This is a genomic window from Roseicyclus sp. (assembly GCF_052168335.1).
In the GTDB taxonomy this organism is placed as follows: domain Bacteria; phylum Pseudomonadota; class Alphaproteobacteria; order Rhodobacterales; family Rhodobacteraceae; genus Roseibacterium.
The window spans coordinates 1-3,514 of sequence record NZ_JBQLZP010000491.1 but is presented as its reverse complement, the minus strand read 5'-3'; the positions used below and the strand labels follow the sequence as shown (position 1 = coordinate 3,514).

Annotated in this window: 4 protein-coding genes; all 4 read left to right on the top strand. The window is 70.3% G+C overall.

All coding sequences use genetic code 11. The features are described from left to right. The coding region (locus ACTS11_RS15130; RefSeq protein WP_442641131.1) for a proton-conducting transporter transmembrane domain-containing protein at positions 1 to 418 on the top strand (418 nt) is incomplete at its 5' end. A gap of 1 nt (position 419) precedes the next feature. Continuing rightward, positions 420 to 1,172, top strand: a complete 753-nt coding sequence (locus ACTS11_RS15125) for a biotin--[acetyl-CoA-carboxylase] ligase (RefSeq protein WP_442641130.1) — start codon at positions 420 to 422, stop codon at positions 1,170 to 1,172. A 39-nt stretch (positions 1,173 to 1,211) separates the two neighbouring features. Then, the gene (locus ACTS11_RS15120; RefSeq protein ID WP_442641129.1) at positions 1,212 to 1,991 is read left to right on the top strand and encodes a type III pantothenate kinase; all 780 of its coding nucleotides are present in this window, start codon (positions 1,212 to 1,214) and stop codon (positions 1,989 to 1,991) included. Next, on the top strand, positions 1,988 to 3,514 hold a 1,527-nt coding region (locus tag ACTS11_RS15115; RefSeq protein ID WP_442641128.1), incomplete at its 3' end, for a ribonuclease J. The genes ACTS11_RS15120 and ACTS11_RS15115, both read left to right, overlap by 4 nt.

Genomic DNA, 3,514 nt, shown 5'->3' with positions numbered 1-3,514 from the left:
CATCCTCTCGATGGAGAAGGACGGCCGCCACATCACCGAGATCAACGCGCTCTCCTCCTTCGCGTCGAAGGACGCCGCGCGCGCGCTGGCGCTGCTCGTGCTGATGTTCAGCCTCGCGGGCGTGCCGCCGCTGGTGGGCTTCTTCGCCAAGTACGCCGTCGTGCTGGCCGCCGTCGATGCGGGCCTCATCTGGCTCGCCGTCGCGGGGATGCTCGCCTCGGTGATCGGCGCCTACTACTATCTCCGGATCGTCTACCTGATGTATTTCGGCAAGGAATACGACGGGCTCGACCGGGGCCGCGCGCTCCTGCCCTATGTCGGGCTCATGGCCTCGGCTGCGCTGATGCTGCTCGGGCTCGTGAACCTCTTCGGGATCGAGGCGCCGGCCGCCGCGGCCGCCGAGATGCTGCTGCGCTGAGATGACCGGCTGGCCGGAAGGCGTCGGGCGGCGCGTCCTGGCCGAGACCGACAGCACCATGGCCGAGGCCGCGCGCATCGCGCCGGGCCTCGGCGGGCCTGAATGGATCCTCGCCCTCCGTCAGACCGCCGCCCGCGGGCGGCGCGGGCGCGCCTGGGCCATGCCGGAGGGCAACTTCGCCGCCTCCCTCGTCATGCGCCCCGCCTGCGGCCCGGCGGAGGCGGCGCTGCGCTCCTTCGTGGCGGCGCTGGCCTTGCGCGACGCCTTCGTCGCGGCGGGCGTGGCGGGAGGCGACCTCGCGCTCAAGTGGCCGAACGACGTGCTCCTGAAGGGCGGCAAGGTCGCGGGCATCCTCCTCGAGAGCCTGTCGGACGCACGCGGCGGCGTCGCGCACCTCGTCGTCGGCATCGGCGTGAACCTCGCCGGGGCGCCGCCCGCCTCGAGCCTCGAGCCCGGCGCCGTGCCGCCCGTGAGCCTTCGCGCCGACGGCGGGATCGAGATCGGCCCGGAGGCGTTCCTCGACCTCCTCGCCGCCGCCTTCGACGCGCGGGAACGGCAGATGACGACCTGGGGCTTCGAGCCCGTCCGCCGCGCCTGGCTCGCCCATGCCGCGCGGCTGGGCGAGACGATCACCGCGCGCCTGCCGCGCGAGGAGATCGCGGGCGTCTTCCGCGACGTGGACGGGGCGGGCAATCTGGTTCTGGAAACGCCGCAGGGGCGAAAGGCCATCGCCGCGGCCGAGATTTTCTTCTAGACCTCTGACGATCCACCCCCGAGGCAGAAGGGACGGCACATGCTGCTCTGCATCGATTGCGGCAACACCAACACGGTCTTCAGCGTCTGGGACGGCGAGCGCTTCCTCTGCACGCTCAGGACCGCGACCGAGCACCAGAGGACGGCGGACCAGTACTTCGTCTGGTTCTCGACGCTGATGGCGCACCGGAAGATCGACATCGACATCTCGGAGTGCATCATCTCCTCGACCGTGCCGCGCGTCGTCTTCAATCTCCGCGTGCTCTGCGACCGCTACTTCAACACGCGGCCCCTCGTCGTGGGCAAGCCCGAATGCCTGCTGCCGATGCCGCCCCGCGTCGATCAGGGCACGCAGGTGGGACCCGACCGCCTGGTGAACACGGCGGGCGCCTTCGACCGGCACGGCGGCGACCTCATCGTGGTGGACTTCGGCACCGCCACGACCTTCGACGTGGTGGCCCATGACGGCGCCTACGTGGGCGGGGTGATCGCGCCGGGCGTGAACCTCAGCCTCGAGGCGCTGCACCACGCCGCCGCCGCGCTGCCCCACGTGGACGTCACCAAGCCGCAGCAGGTGATCGGCACCAACACCGTCGCCTGCATGCAGTCGGGCGTGTTCTGGGGCTACGTGGGTCTCGTGCGGGGCATCTGCGACCGCATCCGGGGCGAGTACGAGAAACCCATGCGCATCATCGGGACGGGGGGGCTTGCATCCCTGTTCTCGCAGGGCGATGTGCTGTTCGACGGGATCGAGGACGATCTGACCATGCATGGCCTGACGGTCATCCACAGACACAACAGGGACCAGGGCATCACATGAAGGATCGCGACCGGCTGATCTACCTCCCCCTCGGAGGCGCGGGGGAGATCGGGATGAATTGCTACGTCTACGGCTACGGACCGCAGGGCAAGGAGCGCCTCATGGTCGTGGACATGGGCGTGTCCTTTCCCGACATGGACGGCCAGCCGGGCGTCGACCTGATCCTGCCCGACATCTCCTGGCTCGAGGAGCGGCGCGACCGGATCGACGGCATCTTCATCACCCATGCCCACGAGGACCATGTGGGCGCGATCGGCCACCTCTGGCCGAAGCTGCGCGCCCCGATCTACTGCCGCCGCTTCACCGCGATCCACGCCATGCGCAAGCTGGAGGAGACGGGCCAGGACCCCGCCGAGGTCCGCGTGGTCGAGCCCTGGCCGACCGTGACCGAGGCCGGCCCCTTCCGGGTGCAGTTCGCCCCCGTCTCGCACTCCATCCCCGAGAGCGCGGCCCTCGTCATCGACACGCCGGCGGGGCGCGTCGTCCACTCCGGCGACTTCAAGATCGACCACGACCCCGTCGTGGGCGAGCCCTTCGACGAGGAGATGTTCCGCGAGATCGCGAACGGCGGCGTCCGCGCGATGATCTGCGATTCCACCAATGTCTTCTCGCGCCATCCCGGCCGCTCGGAAAGCCAGCTCCCCGAGCCCATCGGCAAGCTGATCGCGGGCGCGAAGGGCATGGTCGTGGCGACCACCTTCGCCTCGAACGTCGCGCGGCTGAAGACGCTGGCCGAAGCGGGCCGCGCCAACGGGCGGTCGATCTGCCTGCTCGGGCGGGCGATGAAGCGCATGGTGACGGCGGCGGTGGAGGCGGGCGTGCTCACGGACTTCCCCCGCACGCTCAGCCCCGAGGAGGCGACGGAGATCCCGCGCGAGAACCTCATGCTGATCGTCACCGGCAGCCAGGGCGAGCGGCGCGCGGCCTCGGCGGCGCTGTCGCGCGGCAGCTATCTCGGGCACGAACTGCGCGAGGGCGACCTCTTCCTCTTCTCGTCCAAGACCATCCCCGGCAACGAGGTCGCGGTGGGGCGCATCCAGAACGCGCTGGCCGAGATCGGGGTCGAGGTGGTGGACGAGCAGGCGGGCTTCTACCATGTCTCGGGCCACGCCAACCGCCCCGACCTCGAGGCGATGCAGGACCTCCTGCGCCCGCAGATCCTGGTGCCGAACCACGGCGAGTTCCGGCACCTGCGCGAGCACGCGCGCCTCGCCATCGGCCGGGGCATGGACGGGATCGTTGCCGCGAACGGCATGATGGTCGAGCTCTCGGGCAACAAGCCCGGCGTCGTCGAGCATATCGAGGTCGGGCGGACCTATCTCGACGGCTCGGCGCTGATCGGGGCCTTCGACGGCGTCATCCGCGACCGGATGAAGCTCGCGCTCAACGGCATCGTCATCGTCGCGCTGATCGTGGACGAGGAGGACGAGATCCTCGAGGACGCCTGGGTCGCGCTTCGCGGCCTGCCCGAGCGGGGGGACACCGGCGGCGACATCGCGCAGATGATCGAGGAGGAGCTTGCC